Annotated in this window: 21 protein-coding genes; 12 read left to right on the top strand and 9 right to left on the bottom strand. The window is 69.1% G+C overall.

Features of this window, described 5'->3' with window-relative positions:
* Positions 1–68 precede the first annotated feature (68 nt).
* The 4 genes from LIN44_RS25340 to LIN44_RS25325 all read left to right on the top strand — a co-directional run bounded on the left by LIN44_RS25340 (position 69) and on the right by LIN44_RS25325 (position 4,135).
* Complete coding sequence (locus tag LIN44_RS25340) at positions 69–1,046, top strand: alpha-ketoacid dehydrogenase subunit beta (protein ID WP_227315000.1); 978 nt, start codon at positions 69–71, stop codon at positions 1,044–1,046.
* A 45-nt stretch (positions 1,047–1,091) separates the two neighbouring features.
* Positions 1,092–2,210 carry a dihydrolipoamide acetyltransferase family protein gene (locus LIN44_RS25335; RefSeq protein ID WP_227314999.1) on the top strand — a complete coding sequence of 373 codons (1,119 nt, stop codon included), beginning with the start codon at positions 1,092–1,094 and terminating at the stop codon, positions 2,208–2,210.
* A 220-nt stretch (positions 2,211–2,430) separates the two neighbouring features.
* Positions 2,431–3,453 carry an IS110 family transposase gene (locus tag LIN44_RS25330; protein WP_227312327.1) on the top strand — a complete coding sequence of 341 codons (1,023 nt, stop codon included), beginning with the start codon at positions 2,431–2,433 and terminating at the stop codon, positions 3,451–3,453.
* Positions 3,454–3,940: 487 nt separating this feature from the next.
* Positions 3,941–4,135 (top strand): ribbon-helix-helix domain-containing protein, encoded by a 195-nt coding sequence (locus LIN44_RS25325; protein ID WP_018006421.1) that lies wholly within the window; start codon positions 3,941–3,943, stop codon positions 4,133–4,135.
* 1 nt (position 4,136) lies between these two features.
* On the opposite strand, the gene LIN44_RS25320 is transcribed toward LIN44_RS25325, so the two are convergent.
* Positions 4,137–5,822, bottom strand: coding sequence for a SulP family inorganic anion transporter (locus LIN44_RS25320; protein WP_227314998.1), 1,686 nt, complete (start codon positions 5,820–5,822; stop codon positions 4,137–4,139).
* A 215-nt stretch (positions 5,823–6,037) separates the two neighbouring features.
* On the opposite strand from LIN44_RS25320, the gene LIN44_RS25315 reads away from it, so the two are divergent.
* Together LIN44_RS25315 and LIN44_RS25310 are read left to right on the top strand one after the other, a co-directional pair.
* On the top strand, positions 6,038–6,475 hold the full coding sequence (locus LIN44_RS25315; protein WP_227314997.1) for a universal stress protein: 438 nt from the start codon (positions 6,038–6,040) through the stop codon (positions 6,473–6,475).
* 104 nt (positions 6,476–6,579) lie between these two features.
* Entirely contained in the window at positions 6,580–7,236 is a 657-nt protein-coding gene (locus LIN44_RS25310; protein WP_227314996.1) for a peroxiredoxin, read from the top strand.
* A gap of 325 nt (positions 7,237–7,561) precedes the next feature.
* Here LIN44_RS25310 and LIN44_RS25305 read toward each other — a convergent pair whose 3' ends face one another.
* The 3 genes from LIN44_RS25305 to LIN44_RS25295 all read right to left on the bottom strand — a co-directional run bounded on the left by LIN44_RS25305 (position 7,562) and on the right by LIN44_RS25295 (position 10,158).
* Positions 7,562–8,554: a chemotaxis protein gene (locus tag LIN44_RS25305; protein ID WP_227314995.1), complete on the bottom strand. Its 993-nt coding sequence runs from the start codon at positions 8,552–8,554 to the stop codon at positions 7,562–7,564.
* A 141-nt stretch (positions 8,555–8,695) separates the two neighbouring features.
* Complete coding sequence (locus LIN44_RS25300; protein WP_078201057.1) at positions 8,696–8,956, bottom strand: MoaD/ThiS family protein; 261 nt, start codon at positions 8,954–8,956, stop codon at positions 8,696–8,698.
* 29 nt (positions 8,957–8,985) lie between these two features.
* Positions 8,986–10,158, bottom strand: coding sequence for a sialidase family protein (locus LIN44_RS25295; protein WP_227314994.1), 1,173 nt, complete (start codon positions 10,156–10,158; stop codon positions 8,986–8,988).
* Positions 10,159–10,737: 579 nt separating this feature from the next.
* Between LIN44_RS25295 and LIN44_RS25290 the strand changes: the two genes are divergently transcribed.
* Positions 10,738–11,361 carry an N-acetyltransferase gene (locus tag LIN44_RS25290; protein WP_227314993.1) on the top strand — a complete coding sequence of 208 codons (624 nt, stop codon included), beginning with the start codon at positions 10,738–10,740 and terminating at the stop codon, positions 11,359–11,361.
* Between the two features lie 16 nt (positions 11,362–11,377).
* Here the strand turns inward: LIN44_RS25290 and LIN44_RS25285 are convergent, their stop codons facing one another.
* Entirely contained in the window at positions 11,378–11,587 is a 210-nt protein-coding gene (locus LIN44_RS25285) for a hypothetical protein (protein WP_227314992.1), read from the bottom strand.
* A 465-nt stretch (positions 11,588–12,052) separates the two neighbouring features.
* Here LIN44_RS25285 and LIN44_RS25280 point away from each other — a divergent pair, with 465 nt between their 5' ends.
* Complete coding sequence (locus tag LIN44_RS25280) at positions 12,053–13,456, top strand: NCS2 family permease (protein WP_115702107.1); 1,404 nt, start codon at positions 12,053–12,055, stop codon at positions 13,454–13,456.
* A gap of 146 nt (positions 13,457–13,602) precedes the next feature.
* Here LIN44_RS25280 and LIN44_RS25275 read toward each other — a convergent pair whose 3' ends face one another.
* Positions 13,603–14,013 carry a VOC family protein gene (locus tag LIN44_RS25275; RefSeq protein ID WP_227314991.1) on the bottom strand — a complete coding sequence of 137 codons (411 nt, stop codon included), beginning with the start codon at positions 14,011–14,013 and terminating at the stop codon, positions 13,603–13,605.
* A gap of 284 nt (positions 14,014–14,297) precedes the next feature.
* Here LIN44_RS25275 and LIN44_RS25270 point away from each other — a divergent pair, with 284 nt between their 5' ends.
* Entirely contained in the window at positions 14,298–14,606 is a 309-nt protein-coding gene (locus tag LIN44_RS25270) for an H-NS histone family protein (protein ID WP_018006439.1), read from the top strand.
* Positions 14,607–14,670: 64 nt separating this feature from the next.
* Here the strand turns inward: LIN44_RS25270 and LIN44_RS25265 are convergent, their stop codons facing one another.
* Positions 14,671–15,288: a hypothetical protein gene (locus tag LIN44_RS25265; RefSeq protein ID WP_227314990.1), complete on the bottom strand. Its 618-nt coding sequence runs from the start codon at positions 15,286–15,288 to the stop codon at positions 14,671–14,673.
* A gap of 488 nt (positions 15,289–15,776) precedes the next feature.
* Here LIN44_RS25265 and LIN44_RS25260 point away from each other — a divergent pair, with 488 nt between their 5' ends.
* Positions 15,777–16,805 carry an AraC family transcriptional regulator gene (locus tag LIN44_RS25260; protein ID WP_227314989.1) on the top strand — a complete coding sequence of 343 codons (1,029 nt, stop codon included), beginning with the start codon at positions 15,777–15,779 and terminating at the stop codon, positions 16,803–16,805.
* 13 nt (positions 16,806–16,818) lie between these two features.
* On the opposite strand, the gene LIN44_RS25255 is transcribed toward LIN44_RS25260, so the two are convergent.
* Entirely contained in the window at positions 16,819–17,739 is a 921-nt protein-coding gene (locus LIN44_RS25255) for a LysR family transcriptional regulator (protein WP_227314988.1), read from the bottom strand.
* A 104-nt stretch (positions 17,740–17,843) separates the two neighbouring features.
* Between LIN44_RS25255 and LIN44_RS25250 the strand changes: the two genes are divergently transcribed.
* On the top strand, positions 17,844–19,073 hold the full coding sequence (locus LIN44_RS25250) for an MFS transporter (protein WP_227314987.1): 1,230 nt from the start codon (positions 17,844–17,846) through the stop codon (positions 19,071–19,073).
* A gap of 11 nt (positions 19,074–19,084) precedes the next feature.
* Here the strand turns inward: LIN44_RS25250 and LIN44_RS25245 are convergent, their stop codons facing one another.
* Entirely contained in the window at positions 19,085–20,311 is a 1,227-nt protein-coding gene (locus LIN44_RS25245; protein WP_227314986.1) for an NnrS family protein, read from the bottom strand.
* Positions 20,312–20,545: 234 nt separating this feature from the next.
* Between LIN44_RS25245 and LIN44_RS25240 the strand changes: the two genes are divergently transcribed.
* Complete coding sequence (locus LIN44_RS25240) at positions 20,546–21,826, top strand: nitrate/nitrite transporter (protein WP_227314985.1); 1,281 nt, start codon at positions 20,546–20,548, stop codon at positions 21,824–21,826.
* Positions 21,827–21,864: the final 38 nt, after the last annotated feature.

Below are 21,864 nucleotides of genomic sequence, written 5' to 3'. Positions count from 1 at the left end.
CCGCTGCGACACGCTGGCGGCGCTGCACGCGCACGCCTCCATCGACCCGGCCCCACAGCGAGCGAACCATGGCGGAAATCAATCTGGTCGAAGCAGTCAACCTGGCACTGGCCCATGCGCTGGAGCACGATCCCGATGTGCTGCTGCTGGGCGAGGACATCGGCGTCAACGGCGGGGTGTTCCGCGCCACCGTGGGCCTGCAGTCGCGCTTTGGCGCCGCGCGCGTCATGGATACGCCGCTGGCCGAAGGCGGCATCGTCGGCGCGGCGATCGGCATGGCGGCGATGGGACTCAAGCCCGTGGCCGAGATCCAGTTCACCGGCTTTATCTATCCGGCGGTCGATCACATCATCAACCACGCCGGACGCATGCGGCACCGCACGCGCGGGCGGCTGACCTGCCCGCTGGTGGTGCGCTCGCCGTGCGGCGCCGGCATCCACGCGCCCGAGCACCATTCCGAAAGCCCGGAGGCGATGTTCGCGCATATGCCGGGCATCCGCGTGGTGGTGCCGTCATCGCCGGCGCGCGCGTACGGGCTGCTGCTGGCGGCGATCGCCGACCCCGATCCGGTCATCTTCCTCGAGCCGACGCGGCTGTACCGCCTGTTCCGCCAGGAAGTGGCCGACGACGGCGCCGCGCTGCCGCTCGATACCTGCTTCACGCTGCGCGAAGGCAGCGACATCACGCTGGTGAGCTGGGGCGCGATGGTGCAGGAGACGCTGGCCGCCGCCGACGCACTGGCCGCGGAAGGCGTCACCGCGACCGTTATCGACGTGGCCACGCTCAAGCCGCTGGACATGCAGACCATCCTGGATGCGGTCACGCGCACCGGCCGCTGCGTGATCGTGCACGAGGCGCCGCGCACCGCCGGCTTCGGCGCCGAGATCGCGGCGCAACTGGCCGATGCCGGGCTGTACTCGCTGGCCGCGCCGGTGCAGCGCGTGACCGGCTTCGATACCGTGGTGCCGCTGGCGCGACTGGAGTACACCTATCTGCCCGGGGTGGCGCGCATCGTCGATGCCGCGCGCAAGGCGCTGGCGGCGTAGGCACCAGCCCGCAACCAGACCGTTCAAGCTAGCCAAGGAGGACCGATGCGAGTCTTCAAGCTGCCCGACCTGGGCGAAGGCCTGCAGGAGGCCGAGATCGTGGCGTGGCACGTCAAGACCGGCGACACCGTGGCCGCGGACCAGCCGCTGCTGTCGGTGGAGACCGCCAAGGCCATCGTCGAAATCCCGTCGCCTTATGCCGGCAGCATCGGCAAGCTGTTTGCGCAGCCGGGCGACATCGTGCACCTGGGCGCGCCGCTGGTGGGCTTCGAGGGCGCCGGCGAAGATGCCGATGCCGGCACCGTGGTGGGATCGGTCCAGGTCGGCACGCACGTGGCCAGTGAAGCCGCGCCGCCCGGCACCGCCGCACCCGCGGCGGGCATGGCCGCGCGCGTCAAGGCCACGCCGGCGGTCCGGGCGCTGGCGCGCCGGCTCGGTGTGGACCTGGCAATGGCCACCGCCTCGGGACCCGAGGGCGTGGTCACCGCCGCCGACGTGGAACGGGTCGCCGCCACGCTCAAGGACCTCGGCACGCCCGAAGAACTGCGCGGGGTGCGCCGCGCGATGGCGCAGAACATGGCGCGCGCACAGGCGGAAGTGGCCGCCGCCACCGTGATGGACGACGCCGACATCCACGCCTGGCAGTCCGGCGCCGACGTCACCATCCGGCTGGTGCGCGCGCTGGTGGCAGGCTGCCGCGCCGAGCCCGGGCTCAATGCCTGGTATGAAGGACAGACCGGGCGCCGCCACGTGCTGAAGAAGATCGACGTCGGCATCGCCGCCGACCTGCCCGAGGGCCTGTTCGTGCCGGTGCTGCGCGATGTCGGCAACCGCGACGCGGCCGACCTGCGCCACGGGCTCGACCGCATGCGCGCCGACATCCGCGCACGCACCATCGCCCCCGAGGAGATGCGCGGCAACACGATCACGCTGTCCAACTTCGGCATGATCGCGGGGCGCTATGCGGCGCCGATCGTGGTGCCGCCCACCGTGGCAATCCTCGGCGCCGGGCGCGTGCGCGACGAAGTGGTCGCGGCCGGCGGCGCGCCCGCGGTGCACCGGGTGATGCCGCTGAGCCTGACCTTCGACCATCGCGTGGTCACGGGTGGGGAGGCTGCGCGGTTTCTGGCGGCGGTGATTGAGGATCTGGAGAGGGCGGAATAGGGCTGGCTGGCAACAGGTGCGGCCCGACGAAGTACGACAGGCTTTTCCAGCACTAGCTGCGTACTCCCTCTCCCGCTTGCGGGAGAGATGGAATGAACACCGCCCATCTACCGCCAAGCCAGGCCGCGGCCTAGAAAACAAAGGGGCTCTCGCTTGACCGACGGCATCGATGTGCCAGAGTGAAAGTTCGATCCAACACTCAAGGTCGAGGAGAGCCCAAATGAATGCTATGACATATGGGCTGGACATTGCAAAGACAGTGTTCCAGATGTACTGGATAGACCCCATTACGGGGAAGCCCCAGAACCGGCGATTCAGCCGCACCGCGCTCATCGAATTCCTGTCCAATTGCCAGCCTGGGCAGATCGCACTGGAGGCCTGTGGCGGTGCCCACTGGTGGGCGCGCAAGATCCAGAGCCTTGGCCACGAAGTGGTGTTGCTCAACCCGGGTTACGTACGCGCCTTCGTGCGTACGAACAAGAACGACGCGGCGGACGCCCGAGCCATCTGGACTGCAGCCCGGCAACCCGACATGCCGGTCGTGTCGGTCAAGACCGAAGCGCAGCAGGCTGTGCTCTCGTTGCATCGTATACGGGACGGGCTGGTCAAGACGCGCACCCGGCAGAGCAACCAGATGCGCGGGCTGCTGGGCGAATATGGCCTGCACTTCCGCACGGGGCGGCTGGCCTTCCGGGCCGAGCTGCGCCAGCGCTGGGCTGAGGTCGCTCAGGTCGTACCGCCCTTGTTGATGCGCGCGCTGGAGCGGCAGGTCTGTGCGCTGCGCGAACTCGACGAACAGATCCAACTGGTTGAGCGTGACCTCCAGGAATGGCTGAGGTCTGATCCGGCCGCGCAGATCGTGGAGAAGATTCCCGGCGTCGGCCCCATTACCGCCACCGCCTTGGTCGCGACCATGGGCTGTGCCCAGGCCTTCCGCTCAGGCAGAGCCTTCGCTGCAAGCCTGGGACTGGTTCCCGCGCAGACCGGCACGGGCGGCAACGTACGGCTCGGTCACATCAGCAAGCGCGGCGACGCTTACGTGCGACGACAGTTGGTCAACGCCGGACGCACGATGCTCACGCGCACCAAACATCCGCCGGCCTGGGCACTGTCCATGCTGCAGCGGCGCCCCAAGAACGTGGTGGTCGTGGCGCTGGCCAACAAGATCGCCCGGACAGCCTGGGCATTAATGGCCCATGGGCGCCAATACGATCCCGGACATGTGAGCTTGCGCCCGGCCTGAGCCGGGGGGCATCACCTTCCCTTAACCAGCGCTTGATTAACCTTCACGGCTGCACAGGCAAGAAACAGCAATGACGAAACAGGTAGGACCGTGGGAACCCAAACCTGCCCCAACCCAAGCGGCTTACAAGCCCGTGGCGAGAGATTGAGGACGGTTCTCAGCAGCTTCCATTGTGGCCCGCGAGAACAAGTACTCGCTCCAGGCCGGATATAAGGCAGCAGCCCCATCCTGCGACGTCAAGCTGGTTCCAAAACCTTGCAACCGGGGCGGTGTTCATATAAGGGTTGGGGTGAGGGCGGGAGCTTCCACGAAGTTCGAACGCCTCGCGCTTGCCACACGCCCGCCCTCACCCCCGCCCCTCTCCCGCAAGCGGGAGAGGGGCGCAAACCGCCCGCGTCCGAACGGCTGCCGGGCACTCCAGTGGCGGTGTATATAATGCCCATCCCATCCCCGCCGCCATCCCCGGCCCGGACCGCCGCACACCCTCATGGAATCCAAGACCGCCCGCCTGACCATCCTGATCGATCCGGTCAAGAAGAAGGCCTTTGAAACGCTGTGCGCCGCGCAGGACCTGACGCCGTCGCAGGTCGTGCGCCAGCTGATCCGCGACTACCTGGCGCAGCATGGCGTGGATTACGCCACCAAGCCCAAACCGGCCGGCAGCACGCGCCAGAAGAAGTAGCTCAGCGCGGGGCGTTGCCCGCGCCTGGCGCGTCACCGGCCAGCGCGGCGCAGCGTTGCGCCGCCTGCGCCAGCGAATCCGCATAGTTGCCCTCACCCAGCGCCGCCAGCACGCCGGCGCGCGCCAGCTTTTCCCTGACCCGCGCGTTGGCTTCGGCCAGCACCACCGCGACGCCGCGCTTCTGCAGCGTGACGATCACCGCCTCGAGCGTCTGCAGCCCGGTCATGTCCATGAAGGGCACGCGGCCCAGGCGGATCAGCAGCACGCGCGGCTCGGTATGGGTCTGCACCAGCGCACGTTCGCAGGCCTCGACCGCGCCGAAGAAGAACGGGCCGTCGATGACATAGACCAGCACGCCCGGCGGCATCGGCGCCGCCGCGCCGGTGCCCGCATCGCCCAGCTCGCGCGCCACGGCCTCGGCGGCCTGCGGTGCTACCTCCACCGATGCCGACATGCGCCGCAGGAACTGCAGCATGGCCAGGATCACGCCGATATTGACCGCCACCACCAGGTCGGTCAGCACCGTCAGCGTAAAGGTGATCAGCAGGATCGCGACATCGGCGCGCGGCGCGCGCCGCACCATGCGCGCAAACTGGCGCATCTCGCTCATGTTGTACGCCACCACGAACAGGATCGCGGCCAGCGCGGCCAGCGGCACGCTGGCCGCGAGCGGCGCCAGGAACAGCAGCACCAGCACCAGCGTGAGCGCGTGCACCACGCCGGCGAGCGGGCTGTTGCCACCGTTGCGGATATTGGTGGCGGTGCGCGCGATCGCGCCGGTGGCGGCAAACCCGCCGAACAGCGGCGCCAGCACGTTGGCAATGCCCTGTCCCACCAGTTCCTGGTTGGAGTCATGCCGGGTGCCCGCCATGCCATCGGCCACTACCGCCGACAGCAACGATTCGATCGCGCCGAGCATGGCGATGGTGAACGCGGGTCCGGCCAGCTCCAGCACGCGCGCCAGCGAAACCTCCGGCAGCGCCGGCACCGGCAAGCCGCGCGGCAGGCCGCCGAAGGCGGTGCCGATGGTAGCCACGCCGTCGAAGCGGAACAGCGCCTGCGCCGCGGTGGCGGCCACCAGCGCCACCAGCGGCCCCGGCACGCGCCGCAGCCAGCGCACGCGCGGCGCGCCCACCACCAGCGCCAGGCTGCCCAGCGCCAGCGCGGTGGTGGCCGGGTGCCATTGCGGCAGCGCCTGCAGCAGGTGCCAGAGCTTTTCGTGGAAATGCGCGCCGGCCACCGGCGGCAGGCCGAAGAAATCGCGCCACTGGCCGACAAAGATGATCACGCCGATGCCTGCGGTGAAGCCGACGATCACCGGCGCCGGGATGTAGCGGATCACGCCGCCCAGCCGTGTCAGTCCCATCGCCAGCAGGATCAGGCCTGCCATCAGCGTGGCGAGCTGCAGGCCGTCGATGCCGTGGCGCGCCGTGACCGCGGCCAGCACCACGATAAAGGCGCCGGTGGGCCCGGCGATCTGCAGCCGGCTGCCGCCGAACAGCGACACCGCCAGCCCGGCGACGATGGCCGTGTACAAGCCCTGCTCCGGCTTGGCGCCCGAGGCAATCGCGAACGCCATCGCCAGCGGCAGCGCCACCACCCCTACGATCACGCCCGACACCAGGTTCGGCAGCCAGTTGCCGCGGCGGAACAATCCGGCCAGCCAAGCTTCGCGCAGCGCAATCATGCGTCAGTCCCTTCCATCGGTGCGGGGGTACAGGTGCATCGGATGATAACAGGATGTTAATGCCCGGCCGGCCGCCGGCCATGTGCGCGGACGCGCTCCGGCCGCCCTGGCGCCCTGTTCCTTATGCCGCGCAATTCCTATACTGGATTGGCTCGCCCGCCAGTGCGCGGACGCGCCCGGCTGGCGCGGTATCTCTCTGCAAGCGGAGGCTCATCATGTTCAGGCACCTCCTAGTACCGACCGACGGCTCCCCGCGCGCCGAAGCCATGGTGGGCCGCGCGATGGCATTCGCCGGCCGCATAGGCGCCCGCGTGACCGGGCTGCATGTGCTTCCCGAGTACCACGTGCTGACCTACCGGCTGACCAGCCTGCAAGACACCAAGGGCAACTTCGCCGCCGAGGCCGCGCGCCACGCCGACACCTTCCTGGCCGCGCTCAGCCACACCGCGGCGCAGGCCGGCGTGCCGTGCGACACCGTCACCGCCACCGACGACCATCCGTGGCAGGCGATCATCGCGTGCGCGCAGCAGCGCGGTTGCGACCTGATCGTGATGTCGTCGCATGGCAAGCGCGGGCTGCAGGCGCTGCTGATCGGCAGCGAGACGCACAAGGTGCTGACCCACAGCACGATCCCGGTGCTGGTGTTCCGCTAGCGGCGGACCGGGTGATGGCGGGATGGGCGAGATAGGCGGGATAGCGGGCAAGCGTGCGCGGCGACGCGCGATTCCAAACCAAGCCAACTGCAAGGAGCGCAACCATGGCGATTCGACTGGGCGAGCAAGCCCCTGATTTCACCGCCGAGACCACGGAAGGCACGATCAACTTCCATGAGTGGATCGGCGACGGCTGGGCCATCCTGTTCTCGCATCCCAAGGACTTCACGCCGGTGTGCACCACCGAGCTGGGCTACATGGCCCGGCTCAAGCCCGAGTTCGACAAGCGCAATACCAAGATCATCGGACTGAGCATCGATCCGGTGGGCGACCACCAGCGCTGGGTCAAGGACATCGAGGAAACGCAGGGCTGTACCGTCAACTATCCGATGATCGGCGATGCCGACCTGAAGGTTGCCAAGCTCTACGACATGATCCATCCCGAGGCCAGCGGCAGCGGGCCGCGCACCGCGGTGGACAACGCCACCATCCGCTCGGTGTTCATCATCGGCCCGGACAAGAAGGTGAAGGCGATGCTGGTGTACCCGATGAGCGCGGGACGCAATTTCGACGAGGTGCTGCGGCTGCTCGATTCGCTGCAGCTCAATGCGAAGCACACCGTGGCCACGCCGGTGAACTGGAAGCCGGGCGAGGACGTCATCATCCCGACCTCGGTCTCGGACGAGGAGGCCAGCAAGAAATACCCACAGGGCTTCAAGACGCTGAAGCCTTACCTGCGCACGGTGGCCCAGCCCAAGTAACGCAACGGCGACGGACGGGCGCGGACAGGAGGGAAACAGGGGAGAGCGAGGAGCGGCGCCAGGGAGCGCGGCGGCGCGGAGCCCGCGCCAGGCCGCGGTCGGGGCTTCCCGGCCGGCATCGCCTGATGCCGGCCGGGAGCGCACCGGCGGGCTCCACTTGTCCACAGGAAATATCCACAGGATCAGTGGATATCCCCCATCTTGACAACCGCGAAAGGCGCGCCCGCACTGGAACGCGCTGGAGTGCCCGTTTTATAGGCAACCAGGCGGCGTACGGGAATGCTTGCGGGCGCTTGCATTTTGTGCCTGCCGCAGGCTAAGCGGTTTAGCGCGTCAGCACCGCGCGGATGGTGTCGGCCAGTTCCTTGGCGACAAACTTGGCCACATAGGCGTCGGCCCCGACCTTGCGCACATGCTCTTCGCTGGCCTCGCCCGACAGTGATGAGTGAATCACCACCGGCAGCGATTTCAGCCGGCTGTCGGCCTTGATCTTGCGGGTCAGGGTAAAGCCGTCCATCTCGGGCATTTCCAGGTCGGTCAGCACCAGCGCCACGTCGTCCTGGACCGCGCGACCCTGGCTGGCGGCCTCGGCCGCGATGCGGTCCAGGAGTTCCCAGGCCTCCTTGCCCGACTTGGTCATCACCACCGGCGCACCCAGCGCCTTCAGGCCCTGCTCGATCAGCCCGCGCGCCAGCGCCGAGTCGTCGGCGGCGATCACCCTGGCGCCCGGGCGCAGTTGCAGCTGCGGCCCGACCTCGCCCGGATCGACGTCTGGCTGGCGCGTCGGCAGCACGTCGCGCAGGATCTGCTCGACGTCGAGCACCTGCACCAGGCGCGCGGCGTCTGCGCCCGCTTCCGTCCCGGCTTCGGCGCCTGCTTCCGCGCCGCCTTCCAGCTTGGCGATGCTGGTCACATGGCCGGTGCGCACGCTGGCCTCGGCCGAATGCACCTGGTTCCATTCCAGCCGCACGATTTCCTCGACCGCTTCGACCGCAAAGCCCTGGGTCGAGCGCGCGTATTCCGTCACCAGCAGGATGCCCAGGCCGCCGCGCGGCTTGCAGCCCACCAGCCGCGGCAGGTCGATCACCGGAATCACCTGGCCGCGGATATCGGCCATGCCCAGGATCGACGGGTCGGCGCCGACCACGGTCGTCACCGGCGGCATCACCAGGATCTCGCGCACCTTGAAGACATTGATGCCGAACAGCTCCGACTGGCCGGAATGCTGCGCCTCGCCGAGCCGGAACAGCAGCAGCTCGAACTGGTTGTTGTTGGTGAGGTTAGTCCGTTCGTCGATGTCCCTCATGGAACTGCTCATGCGTCGCTCCCGTGCCGTGCGTGTGGTGTGTTGCCGCCATCGTGGTCATCTGCCTGCGGCCGCGGCGGATGGCGCACGGCAGGGTTACTGACTGGATATCGGCCGGGGGCACGGGGAGTTGAGCGGCGCCGCGGCCGGGGGCTAGCCCCCGGCCAGCGCCTGCAGGATATGGACCTCGTCGGTCTCCTGCAGCGGCGCATCGAGCCGCATCAGCTGGGTGCGATTGACGAAGACGCGGATATACGGCCGCAGCTTGCCCTGTTCGTCGACGATGCGAAAACGCATGCCGGGAAACTGGCGGTCGAGATCGTCGAGCAGCTCGGCAATGCTGGCGCCGCGGGCCTCGACGTACTCGCGCTGTCCGGTATAGGAAAACAGCGGCGTCGCGATACGGACCTGCATGGGAAATCCTCCGGAGCGGCGGCTGGCGCTCAGGCCGGGCGCGCCACGCTGACCGCGTAGATCTGCGGCAGGTTGCGGGCGATGCATTGCCAGGCCTCGCCCTCGTCGGCGCTGGCCCACAGTTCGCCGCCGGTGGTGCCGAAGTACACGCCCACCGGCGCATGGCCGTCGGTGGCCATGGCCTGCCGCTTGACCGTGAACCAGCCCTGTTCGGGCGGCAGGCCGCGGTCCTGGCGCTGCCAGGTCTCGCCGCCGTCGCGCGTGACATAGGCGGCGGGCCGGCCGCCCGGGCTGACGCGCGGCCACACATCGCTGCCGTCCATCGGGAACACCCACACCGTGCGCGGGTCGCGCGGATGCGCCACGATCGGGAAGCCGATGTCGCCCACCTCGGCCGGCATCGCCTCGCCGATGCGTTTCCACACGCCTTCGCGGCGGTCCATCCGGTAGATGCCGCAATGGTTCTGCTGGTACAGCAGGTCAGGGTTGGCGGGATGCTGCAGCATGCAGTGCGGGTCCTGGCCGTATTCCGGATTCGGATCGGGCAGGAAATTGGCGATGCTGCCGCGGTTGAGCGGCTTCCAGTCGGCGCCGGCGTCGGTGCTCTCGAACACGCCGCCGCTGGACATGCCGATATACAGGTGGCGCGCGTCGCGCGGATCGACCAGCACGGAATGCAGCTTGGGACCGTCCGGGGTGCCGTCCTGCTCGCCGCCGGTCCAGGCGCGCCACATCGGATGGTCATTGAAGCCGCGCACCGGCTCCCAGGTCGCGCCATGGTCGGCACTGCGGAACAGGCCCTGCGGCGAGGTGCCGGCGTACCACGTGCCGGACTCGCTGGCATGGCCGGGCGTGAGCCAGAACACATGGTCGACGACGCGGCCGGCCTCGCCCTGCGCCGCCTTGTCGAACGCGGGCGGGCGCGCCGCCTCGGTCCAGTTGCGGCCGCCGTCGGTGGAGCGGAACACGGTCGGGCCCAGGTGGCCGGTGCGGGCCGCCATCAGCAGGCGCGACGGCTCGCGCGGGTCCTGCACGATATGGTGGATGGTATGGCCGAGGAAGGTCGGGCCTTCGATCTGCCAGCTGCGGCGCGCGGCGTCGCTGGTCAGGAACCAGGCGCCCTTGGTGGTGGCCACCAGCAGCCTGACCGGGCCGGTCTCCGCGTCCTGGCGGGCGATTTCGGGAGTGGGGGAAGTCGTCATCTTGGCTCCTGCAACAAGGCCGGGGAAACGATGTTTCCGAGTCTAGTACATGTAGACAGTGTTCACAATGAACGATGACGTCGACCCCGTCCTGCGCGCGCGCAGCCCAGGATGGCAGCACGAAGTAGAACGGAGTTCGCCGCGGAAGCCGGTAACTTGACTGGACATTCCCGATGAAGTGTGGCATAAGCAATGTTCCTTCGAACCCTTGCGCCCCAGCCTCCATGCCCTGCGTTGCCCGTTCCGCCCCCCTGAACCGCCCGGCCCGGCCGGCGGCAGGCGTGTGCGTGCGCGCCGCGCAGCGGGGCCTTGCCCTTGACCCGGCCAGGCACTTCCCCGCCTGCAGCCAGGTCCGCCGCGCCGTGCTTTTCCTGGCCGTGCGGGCAGTTCGGGGCGCCACCCTCCAGCCCTGAGCTTTCCCGCACGGCCCATGTCGCGGATGCCATCCGGCACCCGCTCGATCATGCAGCCAGGAGAAAGCCAGACATGTCACCGCTCTACCGCCACACCTTGTGCGCCATGGTGGCGCTCGCCGCCCTCTACCTGATCCTCAATCCCTGAGCGGTCGGGAGACGTTCCATGGCCAATTTCCATGCCCTGCGCCTGCCGGCGCCGGCGCTGCCGCGCGCGCTCGAACTGCGCATCGACGTTGAACTGGCGCCGGCCGAGATCGAGCGCGAGCTCGACACCCTGCACGGCCGCCTTGTCCGGCCGGGCGACCGCCTCCATGCGATGCCCGCGCTGCCGGCGGGCGCGCCTGGCCTGCGCCTGCGCTACCGCGAGGCCGACGGCGAGTACTACGTGTATGTGGAAGACGTGATGCAGCGCCGGCTGGCCGGTTATACCGTCTTCAACCGGCTGATAGAGGTCGGCCGCCGGGCCGATCCGTGGGTGCGGGCGCCGCATAGCAAGTTTGCGCCCGCTTACCAGCGCCGCGGCCTGGCGCGGGCCTTATATCGCTGGGCACTGGACGGCGGGCTATGCCTGCTGAGCGGCGCGCGGCAGTCGGCCGGGGCCCACGCCTTGTGGCAGGCACTGGCGCCGGACTACGCCATGGGCTATGTCGATTTGCGCAGCAAGACGCTGACGTGGCTCGGCGATGCTGTCGATGCGGCCACGCGGGAAGGGCTGCATACGCGGATGCTGATGCTCGGACGCGGCTGGACGCTGGATGCGTTCATGGCGCGCACCGGCATGTACTGATGCAGCGCGCGGCTCTTTACAGCCAGCGGATCGGCGCGGCCTCGCGCGCATTGGCCGCGTACAGCGTCCAGCCCTGGGCAAAGTAAGCGCGCACGCGCGCGGCCAGCGACAGGCCGCCGCCCATGCGGGCGTAATAGGCGACATCGCGCGCCGGCTGGGCCGCGGCGGGCTGGGCCGCGTTGGCCTGGGCGGGTTGGCGATAGAGGGTGTCGGCGAGTGCTTGCATGGCGATTCTTCCTTTCCGATTGGAAACAGAGATATGTCTCACGAAGCACTTCAAGCCGGGATTCGGCCCGGATCGCGAGACGATTCAGGGTTATCCCTAGTATAGAGAAGTCGACCGTCAGACATCCGGGTCATTCCCTATAGGCCGTATATGCATCGCCTGATAATGGGAGCCGCCGAGAAAGCCACCTGGCGCGGCTTCGCCATCCAGAGATAACCGTGGATCACATTCGATATTCCCCACCGCACATGCCGCGCATTGAGCCCCGGTGATGATGGCTGGCGCCCCGTCACCTAGCCTTCAGCCTTGCCCGGATCACGCCCGCAGAAGGCACCGACAAGCGGCACACCGATAACAGCGGGGTTGGCCAGGATTCCGCCTCCAGCCCAGACCAGAACCACGTGAGACCGCCTGACGACGTTCCGCACGACGGACGTTGCAGCGCCCGCAAGGAGACAGCTCATCATGATCGAACAACCCTATCCGTCGTCCGCGGCGGAGGCCGATCCCGCACGCCCCCACGCTCCCCATGTTCCGGAAGTCAAAGGCCGGCTCGACGCCTTCTTCGAGATCACCGCGCGCGGCAGCACCCAGCGCCAGGAAGTGGTGGCCGGGGTCACCACCTTCATGGCGATGGTCTACGCCGTCTTCGTCGTGCCGGGCATGCTCGGCAAGGCCGGCTTCGACACCAGCGCGGTGTTTGTCGCGGTGTGCCTGACCACGGCCTTCGGCTCGCTGCTGATGGGCCTGTGGGCCAAGCTGCCGATCGCCATCGGCTGCGCCATCTCGCTGACCGCGTTCATGGCCTTCGGCCTGGTGCTGGGACAAGGCCTGTCGCCGGCGGTCGCGCTCGGCGCGGTGTTCCTGATGGGCCTGATCTTCACCGCGATCTCGGTCACCGGCGTGCGCTCCTGGATCCTGCGCAACCTGCCCGCCGGCGTGGCGCACGGCACCGGCATCGGCATCGGCCTGTTCCTGCTGCTGATCGCCTCGAATGAAGTCGGGCTGGTGGTCAAGAACACGCATGCCGGCCTGCCGGTGGCGCTGGGCAAGATCACCTCGTTCCCGGTGGTGATGTCGGTGCTGGGCCTGGCCGCGATCTTCGGGCTGGAGCGGCGCAAGGTGCCGGGCGGGATCCTGCTGGTGATCATCGCCATCTCGGCGCTGGGCCTGGCCTTCGATCCGGCGGTGAAGTTCACCGGCGTGTTCGCGCTGCCGTCGCTGAGCGCACCGGGCCATGAATCGCTGATCGGCGCCATGGATGTGCGCGGCGCGCTGACGGCGGCCGTGCTGCCGAGCGTGCTGGCGCTGGTGATGACCGCGGTGTTCGACGCCACCGGCACCATCCGCGCCGTCGCCGGCCAGGCCGGGCAACTCAATGCCGCCGGCCACATCCACAACGGCGGGCGCGCGCTGACCGCGGACTCGGTCAGCTCGATCTTCTCGGGCATGTTCGGCGGCGCCCCGGCCGCGGCCTATATCGAGTCGACCGTCGGCGTCGCCGCCGGCGCCAAGACCGGCCTGACCGCGGTGGTGGTGGGCCTGCTGTTCGTGGCGGTGATGTTCTTCTCGCCGCTGGCCGCGCTGGTGCCGTCGTACGCCACCGCGCCGGCGCTGATGTACGTGGGCCTGCTGATGCTGTCGAGCGTCAGCCGCCTGCACATGGATGACCTGGTCGATGCGCTGGCCGGCCTGGTCTGCGCCGTGTTCATCGTGCTGACATGCAATATCGTCACCGGCATCATGCTCGGCTTCTGCACCCTGGTGGTGGGCCGCATCGTCGCCGGCGAATGGCGCAAGCTCAATCTCGGCACCGTGGCGATCGCGGTGGTGCTGGCAGCGTTCTACGCCGGCGGCTGGGCAATCTGACCCCTCGATGCATGACCGCGTCCCGGGCCGTCCCGGGACGCCAACAACCAGATGTCTCCTCCACCGCGATCCAGGTGGATTTCAAGCCCGGGCTTCCTGCTTTCCCGGGCTGTTTTTTTTGGCGCTGTCCCGGCGCGATGGCGCAATTACTGCGACGCCTGCAGCGCCGCCATATCCATATACGCCAGCTCCCAGACATGGCCATCCAGGTCCTGGAAGCCGTGGCCGTACATGAAGCCCAGATCCACTGGCGGCTTGTAGGTATTGCCGCCCGCCAGCACCGCGGCATTGACCATTTCATCGACACGCGCACGGGTTTCCATCGACAGGCAAACCAGCACTTCGGTGGCTTTGCGCGCATCGCAGATGTCGTTGGGCGAGAAGGTGCGGAACTTGGCTTCGGTGAGCAGCATCACGAAAATGTTCTCGCCGACGATCATGCAGGTACCGGTATCGTCGGTAAATTGCGGATTGAAGGAAAAGCCCAGCTGGGTAAAGAAGGCGATCGACTTTTGCAGGTCGCGCACGGGTAAATTGACAAAGATCTGCTGACTCATAGGGGGGCTCCGGTAGTCGTGAGGTGGCACTGCGCGGGGCGCAGACAACCCAGTTTAGGCGCTGAAGCAAAGCGGCGCGGGTATTTTCATTAGCTCTAAATGCGGGAAAAAATGGAGCAATCCTTCCCGCAATCCTTTCCGCAAACGGCATGGCAATGATGCCGACAAGCGGCGCGACAATCTGTCCGTGCAATCTGCGTTATTTTTTGTAAAATTTTTTCAGGTGCTCTGTCACCGGAATTTCTAGTACCATGCAGCGGCCTAATTGCAGAAAGGGGATATAAATGGCGACATACAAGCAACTCCTGGCTGAGAAGGAAGCGCTGGAAGCCAAGCTGAATGAAGTGCGCGCGACCGAAGTCGCGGGCGTGATCGATAAAATCCGCGAACTGATGACCGAATATGGCCTGACCGCGGAAGACATCCTGCCCCGGCGCAAGCGCGGCCGTCCCGCCGGCAGCAGCCCGCGCAAGACCGCCGCCGCCCTGCCCCCGAAGTACATGGACCCCAAGACCGGCAAGACCTGGTCCGGCCGCGGCCGTGCGCCGGCCTGGCTGGGCAAGCGCCCGGAGCGCTTCCTGATCGAGCAGTAAGAACCGGCGCTGCCGCCGGACGGCAGCGCCTCACCCGTCCACGGCCCGGGGGCCCGGACGGGTTTCACAACGCCTGGCAGACATAATCCTTGCGCAGCGCCCTGAAACCCTGCTGCGTCGGCTCGGCGGTCAGGCGCGCGCTGCCGTCGGCCAGCGGCTGCAGGCGCAAGATCCGCGCGGAACACTGGCTGGCGGTCTCGTCCCGCTGGTAGCGGATCTCATACTGCGCGCCGGCCGCCGGCACGAACGACACGCCCGCGGCACAGCGCATCTCCGGCAGCGGCGGCGCCGCGGCCGAAGTCACCGCCACATAGATGCGCCGGCCCGCCTCGACCAGCCGCTCACGCGTGCGCGCGGGCGGCTCCGGCGAACGCCCGGCCATATCCAGGCTGCGCTCCCTTCCCATGGCCGACAACTGCTTGCCCATTCCCGCCAGTACCAGCGGCCGGGCCGGATCCGGGCACCGGGCCGGATCGACGATGGTGAACGAGGTGTTTTCGTCGGTGCTGGTCACCAGCCGCACGCTGGCGGACGGGGCACCGGCAGGCACCCGGTATTGCGCCACGCAGCCCGACAGCGCCAGCGCGGCGGCAAGCATCGGCAACACAGCAAGGCGGGGCAGGATGGCGGACGACCGGTCAGGGCGCATGGCGGCGGGCAGGTTGAGTCGCGAACGCGGCATGCCGGCCCAGGGGCCGGCGTTGGCGGCACGATGATGCAAGATGCGGCATGGATGCGGCCCGATCGGCGCTGGCGCGGACCGTCGCGGCGGCGGGCCGGCCGGTGCCGGCACGAGCTGCCATGCCGCCAAAGCCACCCAGCATACCCGCTTCCAGCGCCCGCCGGCAGCCGCACAAACCCATGTTGAAAACTCCGACGTGATATCCACAGAATCTGTGGATATCCTGGCGTGCCATGTCCGAAAACCCCGGTCTGTGCGCCAGCGCACCGGACTGCCCAAAATTTAAGCAACGGGTTGCAGCGGCCCGCCAGGCCAGCAGCGGCGCGGCACGCGCCGCCGTCAAGCCGCCGCCGCGGCCCAGTAAAGCTGCCTGGCGCACACTTCCGGCCGTCCCGCGCCCTTGAAGGGGCCATCGTCACCGCGTAATCTCTTTCGTACCGGGGGCTGCACGGGCGCACTTGCGCCACCTTGCCAGCCAGAAAACGACGATGCCACAACAAGAGCCTATCCAGGCCGGGCCGTTGCCTCGTGACCTGCTGCACGCGCTGCGTGAAGGCGGTTACGACGTATCGGCACTCGCGCCTGCCCCGGAATCCGATACCGGCTCCGACTCCTGCGACCACCAACCCGCCGCGCATGCGGCCGACCCGCAACAGGCCATCCACCTGCTGCTGGCCGTCTATCACGCCACCGGCGACCCCGCCATCGGGCTATGGCTGGGCAGCCGGATGCCGCCCGACCTGCTCGGCCTGGCCGGCCTGCCCGCCATGGCCGGCCCGTCGCTGGGCACGGCCCTGCGGCGCATCGCGCGCTACCAGAAGCTGCTCGCCGGCGACCGCGTCGAGCTGCGCCGCCAGGGCGACGAAGCCTGGGTCTGCATCCGCCCGAGCGACCCCGAGGCGCCCGACAGCCGGCCGCGCATCGACATGGAGCTGTGCTCGCTGCTGGCCTTTGGCCGGCGCTTCACGCGCAAGCCGCTGCATCCGCTGCGGGTGTCGCTGCGCATCGGCCGCCCGGCCTGGCACCTGCGCTATACCGAGGCCTTCGACTGCCCGGTGCGCTTCGGCGAGCCGGAAGACGCGATCGTGTTCGGCCGCCGCGACCTGGCGCTGCGGCTGGTGGCACGCGACCGCTCCAGCCCCGCGGCGCCCGCTGCCAGCCGCGACCTGCGTCCGGCCGCGGCCTCGCTCTACGATGTGCGCAGCGCCCTGCAGCAGCTGGCCGGCGACCGCGCCCTGAGCCTGGCCGCGGTGGCGCGCCACCTCGACATCAGCGAGCGCACGCTGCAGCGCCGGCTGATGGCCGCCGGCACCAGCTTCCGCACGCTGTGCGAAGACGCCCGGCGCGAGCTGGCCGGCCATTACCTGAGCGAAGGCGCGCTGTCGCTCGGCGAGATCGCGTTCCGGCTCGGCTTCGACGATGCCAACTCGTTCTTCCGCGCGTTCCGCCGCTGGACCGGCATGACGCCGGGCGACTACCGGCGCCACGCCACGCCCGCGGTACAGCCGCCGGCGTAGCGGGAAACCGCGCTCACCCGCCGCGCAGCCGTTCCCACGGCGGGTTCTCGCCAAAGCGCTCGGCCAGGAAATCGACAAAGGCGCGCACGCGCGGCGGCACCAGCCGCCGCTGCGGCATCACCGCGTAGATGCCGGTGTCAGCCAGCGGGTAGTCGGGCAGCACCTGCACCAGCCGGCCGGCGTGCAGGTCGGCGCAGACATGCCAGGCCGAATGCAGTGCGATGCCGAAGCCGGCCAGCGCCGCGTCGGACAGCAGCTCGCCGGTGTTGGCCTCGATCCGGCCGCGCACGCGCACGGCAATTTCGCCGCCGGCGCCATCGCCCAGCCGCCACACGTCCTGCCGTCCCTGGCTGCCGACCAGCAGCAGGCAATCGTGCCGTGCCAGGTCTTGCGGCGTGCGCGGCGTGCCGCGCCGGCGCAGGTAATCCGGCGACGCGCACAGCAGGCGCCGGTTGTTGGCGAGCCGGCGCGCGACCAGCGCCGAATCGTCGAGCGCGCCGATGCGGATCGCCAGGTCAAAGCCGGCGCTGACGAGGTCCAGCACGTGGTCGCTCAGGTTGACGCTGAGCGATACCCCCGGGTGCCGCGCCAGGAATTCCGGCAGCAGCGGCGAGACATAGAGCCGCCCGAACGACGACGACGTCGTCACCCGCAAGGTGCCGGTAATGCCGGTGCCGGCCTGCCGCAGCGACGCGCCCAGCGCTTCCAGGTCATCCACCAGCGCGCGCCCCTGTTCGGCCAGCACGGCGCCCTCCGGGGTGGCGTGCAGCTGGCGTGTGGTGCGATGCAGCAGGCGCACGCCCAGCTCGCGCTCCAGCCGCTGCAGGCGCTGGCTGGCCACCGCCACCGACAGGTCCAGGCTGCGTGCCGCGGCACTGATCGAGCCCAGGTCGAGCACGCGCAGAAACAGGCCGATATCGCCGATCCGGTCCATGATTCTCAAGAATTTATTGAAACTGATTATGGATCATGCCGGTTTTTACTGAAGCCGAAAAGGGCCAGACTGCGGGCTTCCTTACCCTTGCGCCCGTCCCCACCATGGCTTCCGCTCATTCCACCGTTACCGCCCCTGCCAGCGGCCGCTTGCCGCTGGCGCTGTACGCGCTGACCGCCGGCTCCTTCGGCATCGGCTGCGCCGAATTCGTGATCATGGGCCTGCTGCTGCAGGTTGCCGCCGACCTGCAGGTGACCATCGCCGCCGCCGGCATGCTGGTCTCCGGCTACGCGCTGGGCGTGTTCGCCGGCGCGCCGGTGCTGACGCTGCTGACGCGCCGCATGCCGCGCAAGGCGGTGCTGCTGGCGCTGATGGTGATCTATACCGTCGGCAACGCCGCCTGCGCGCTGGCGCCCGACTACACCACGCTGATGATCGCGCGCGTGCTGACCTCGCTCACGCATGGCACCTTCTTCGGCGTCGGCGCGGTGGTCGCCACCGGGCTGGTGCCGGAACACCGCCGTGCCTCGGCGATTTCGGTGATGTTCTCGGGCCTGACCCTGGCCACGCTGCTGGGCATGCCCGCCGGCGCCTGGCTGGGCCTGCACCTGGGCTGGCGCTCGACCTTCTGGGCGATGACGCTGGTCGGCCTGCTGTCGCTGGCGGTGATCGCGCTGCTGGTGCAGAAAAGCCAGGACCACGGCGCGCGCGTGGCGCTGCGCGACGAGCTGGCCACCATCGGCCGCCCGCAGGTGCTGCTGGGGCTGTCGATGACGGTGCTGCAGTCGATGGGCATCTTCGCCGTGATCACCTACGTGCAGCCGCTGCTGACGCGCGTGTCCGGCTTTGGCGAGGCGGCGGTGTCGCCGATCCTGCTGCTGTTCGGTGCCGGCATGATCGTCGGCAACGTGCTGGGCGGGCGCTTTGCCGACCGCGCGCCGACGCGCGCGGTGCTGGCCACGCTGGCGGCGCTGACGCTGGTGCTGGCGGCGATGACGCTGGCCATCCACAGCCAGGTGCTGGTGGTGGCCTTCGTCGGCATCCTGGGCGTCGCGGCCTTTGCCACGGTGTCGCCGCTGCAGCTGCGCGTGCTGCGCCACGCCCGCGGCGCCGGCGAAAACCTGGCATCGAGCTTCAATATCGCCGCGTTCAACCTGGGCAATGGCCTGGGTGCGTGGCTGGGCGGGGTGGTGGTCGACCACGGGCCGGGGCTCACGGCACTGCCCTGGGTTGCAGCACTGGCGCCGATGGCGGCGCTGGCGGTGGCGTGGCTGAGCGTGAAGCTGGAACAAGGCGCCCGCACGCGCGCGCCGATGGCGCAGGCCTGCCCCTGAACTCCAGGGACTCAGCCCGGCTTGCCGTCGACGCGCGGGCGCGCGAGCCGCGGCGCATACGTCAGCGCATAGAGTCCGAAGCCCGCCACCCAGCACGCGCCCGCGCCCCACACCCAATGCAGGTAGCCGGCGGGCCAGGCCATCGGCCCGAACACGCGCAACACCGCCGCCGCGGCTACCAGCCAGTACGCCGCGGTCTCGGCGCGGCCGGCCACCAGCATGCGGCCGGTGTGGCCCAGTGCGGTGCGGGTGATCATGGCGATGATCGCCACGCCCAGCACGCCCACCGTGAACGCGTGCGTCGCCAGCCCGGCCATCACCAGCCCCAGCGCACCGAGCGCCTGCAGCAGCAGCGCCACCGGCAGCCATGCATAGGCCAAGTGCAGCACCCACAGGATCGGCCGGTTGCCGACCGCATACCCGCGCCACCCCGCCACGCGCACGCCCAGCACCAGCGCCGCCAGCAGCGACAGCGCCGCCGCCAGCCATGCGGGCACGGGCAGCAGGCCAGCCGCCAGCCCCAGCACGGCCGCGGGAATCGCCAGGCGATCCACCTGCCGGTACTGGCGCAGGCGGAAGCCCGGAATCGCATTGGTGGTGAACATCGGGATCACGCGCCCGCCGATCACCACCACGAACAGCGTCACCAGGGCCACGCCGGCGCGGCACGCCAGCATCGCACCGGCATCATGGCCGCGTGCCTGCAGCCACAGGCTGGCCATGTCGGCCAGCGCCAGCAGCCATAGCGCGAGCGCCAGCGGATAGTTGCGGCGGTTGCCGGCGCGCACCAGCGTGCGCGTGAACGCCAGCGCCGCCAGCGGCAGGAACGCGGCTTCGATCACGAAGGCCGCGATGCCCGGTGCCAGCCACAGGCCCGCGCGCCCCGCCACCCACAGCCCGAACAGCGCCGCCAGCGCGGCGCCGGTCGGCGTCGGCTGCCCGGTCCAGGCCCGCCCGGCGGTGAACAGGAAGCCCACCACGATGGCCGCGGCAAAGCCGAACACCATCTCGTGCGCATGCCAGAACATCGCCGGCAGCGCCGCTGCCGGGCCGACCGCGGGCATGCCCGCCAGCATCGCCGACCACGCCGCCAGCGCCAGCGCGGCAAACACCGCGCCGCCCAGGTAGAACGGGCGGAACCCCAGTGCAAACAAGGCGAAGCCACGTGGCGGCGGCCCCGCGGGGGCCTTGCCGGAGGGCGGCGTACGCCGCGCGGGAAGGATGGGAATGGTGTCCATGGCCGGAGCGAGCAATCAGGGTGCGGCGCGGGGTTCGCCGCGGCGGCGCGCAGCGATGCGCCGCAGGTCGTTCCCACGATAGCACCGCTGCCGCGCCGGCGACCTCCGCCGGTAGAACTACTGCCAAAGGCAGTCGGCGCGCGCGCGTGCGCTGTGCTGCCGGCGAATAGGCAGCACCAGCGCCCGCCCCTACTCTGGCATCACCCCCGCCAAAGTTGACACAGGAGCATGGCCATGGCCACCCAATCCCGCGCGCCGGAGCCGATCCCGCCCGGCGCCGCAATGACGCTGGCGTCCAGTACTTTTGCCTTCACCATCTGCTTTGCCGTGTGGATGCTGTTCGCGGTCCTCGGCATTCCTCTCAAACAGCAACTCGGTCTCAACGACACCGAATTCGGCCTGCTCGCCGCCACCCCGGTGCTGAGCGGCTCGCTGATCCGCGTGCCGCTGGGGCTGTGGACCGACCGCTTCGGCGGCCGCATCGTGTTCTTCGTGCTGATGCTGGCCACCGTGATCCCGATCTGGCTGATCTCGTACGCCACCACGCTGTGGCAGCTGCTGGTGCTGGGGCTGTTCGTCGGCCTGGCGGGCGGCTCGTTCTCGGTGGGCACGCCGTACGTGGCGCGCTGGTTCCCGCGCTCGCGCCAGGGGCTGGCGATGGGCATCTTCGGCGCCGGCAATTCCGGCGCCGCGCTGACCAAGTTCGTCGCGCCGGCGCTGATCCTTGCCGCCGGCACCTGGACCATCGTGCCGCGCGTGTACTCCGTTGCGATGCTGGCCACCGCGCTGCTGTTCTGGGTGTTCTCGCGCAGCGACCCGGCGCACATGGTCAAGTCCAGCGTCGGCTGGCGCGAGCAGCTGGCGGTGATGCGCGACCCGCGCGTGTGGCGCTATTCGCAGTACTACTCGGTGGTGTTCGGCGGCTATGTCGGCCTGTCGCTGTGGATGACCAAGTACTACATCGGCGAATACGGCTTCGATATCAAGGTGGCGGCCTTCCTCGCCGCGTGCTTCTCGCTGCCGGGCGGCGTGCTGCGCGCGATCGGCGGCTGGATCTCGGACCGCTACGGCGCGCACCGCACCACCTGGTGGGTGATGTGGGTGAGCTGGGTCGGCTTCTTCCTGCTCAGCTATCCGCAGACCGACTTCATCATCCAGACCACCAGCGGCCCGCAGGCCTTCCGCATCGCGCTTTCGCCCACGCTCTTCACCATCCTGCTGTTCGTGGTCGGCATCGCCTTCGCCATCGGCAAGGCCTCGGTGTTCAAGTTCATCTCCAACGACTTCACCCACAACATCGGCGCGGTCTCCGGCGTGGTGGGGCTGGCCGGAGGCCTCGGCGGCTTCGTGCTGCCGATCCTGTTCGGCATGCTGGCCGACCTGACCGGCATCCGCAGCAGCTGCTTCATGCTGATGTACGGCACCGTGTGCGTGAGCCTGGTGTGGATGCACTACAGCCACCGCGCCGAACGCCAGCGCAAGGCCCAGGCCGTCGGCCTGACCCAGGCGGCCTGACGCGGCACTGACCACCCTGCGCCTCCGCGCAATCTTCA

Origin of the sequence: Cupriavidus sp. MP-37 (genome assembly GCF_020618415.1) — a bacterium.
Lineage (GTDB): Bacteria > Pseudomonadota > Gammaproteobacteria > Burkholderiales > Burkholderiaceae > Cupriavidus.
The sequence above is the reverse complement of the archived record's forward strand: the minus strand, read 5'-3'. Positions and strand labels throughout refer to the sequence as shown.